Annotated in this window: 1 protein-coding gene; it reads right to left on the bottom strand. The window is 67.0% G+C overall.

Annotated features, from left to right (window positions below):
• Positions 1–63 precede the first annotated feature (63 nt).
• Positions 64–924, bottom strand: coding sequence for a PdaC/SigV domain-containing protein (locus H926_RS0109860; RefSeq protein WP_237741006.1), 861 nt, complete (start codon positions 922–924; stop codon positions 64–66).
• Positions 925–1,031 lie beyond the last annotated feature (107 nt).

Raw genomic sequence — 1,031 nt, 5'->3', positions numbered from 1 at the left:
GACTTGATCCGGGGTCCAGCTATCTTTTCTGCGAATACGCTCACTGCGACCGCCAGTACTGGCCTATTGCACAGCAAACGCCCCGCGCCATTCCGGCTTCACGGCCGCCAGCACCGCCGGCGTGACCGGCAGCGTCACTTCATACGATCCCTCGGCATAAGGCCCGGCTTCATAGGGCGCGATCAGGAAGCCGATGCGGTCGAACGCCTTCTTGCCGCGCGAGCCCAGGATCACCGTCTGCGCCAAGGGATCGACGCAGGCGTCAAAGCCACTGTCGCCGCCCAGGCTGGCATGGCCGCCGCGCTTCTTGGCGCGTTGCGCGTCCAGTGCCTTGCAGAAATCGGCGTGGATCGCGCCGGTGAGCGCGGCGCGGGCGGTGAACAGGTCTAGCGCATTGCGGGCCTGGCCGGCGCGCTTGTCCCACAGGATCGCGGCATAGCCATAGTTGGGATGGGCGCCGCCGCTGTCGTTGCCGACCAGGCTCGACAGGCTGAGCCAATCGGGCAAGTCGGCGACAACCTGCCATTCCTGCCAATGGCCAAAGGCATGGAACGGATATTTGTCGCGCGCCGCTTCCTTCTGCCCCTGCTCGGCATCGTGCTTGAGCGTGGCGCGCTGCTTGGCCTCGTCTGCTGCCAGCCGGGCACGCAGGGCGGGCTGGGCATCGGCCGCGGCAGGCCAGGAATAGCTGAATTCATAGGCATCGGTGCTTTCCTTCACCGCATGCCCGGCGGTTGAGGATTGCGTTGCCTGGGCGCTGGCGTGGCTGGTGGTGGCGCTGGCCGTGGTCGTGGTCGTGTCAGGCGGCGCGGCCTGGCTGGCCGGGGCGGGCGTTGCCGGCTGGCGGTTGCAGGCGGCAAGCATGGCCAGGGTCATCAGGGCAGGCAGCAGGGCAGAGTGGCGGGGGGCTGGCATAAGGGGCATCGCGGGGCATTTTCCTCTCGATCTTGGCGCCGTCCTGCGCCAAGGTCTGGTCCAAGATGACCGACAAGAACGCGTTGATCCAGCCCGATCGCGACCAGAGCGCGATT

Origin of the sequence: Novosphingobium sp. B-7, from assembly GCF_000410615.1 — a bacterium.
In the GTDB taxonomy this organism is placed as follows: Bacteria; Pseudomonadota; Alphaproteobacteria; order Sphingomonadales; family Sphingomonadaceae; genus Novosphingobium; species Novosphingobium capsulatum.
The sequence above is the reverse complement of the archived record's forward strand: the minus strand, read 5'-3'. Positions and strand labels throughout refer to the sequence as shown.

Excerpts from the sequence above, each read along its gene's own strand:
- H926_RS0109860 (WP_237741006.1), bottom strand. The coding sequence starts at position 924 with ATGCCCCTTATGCCAGCCCCCCGCCACTCTGCCCTGCTGCCTGCCCTG.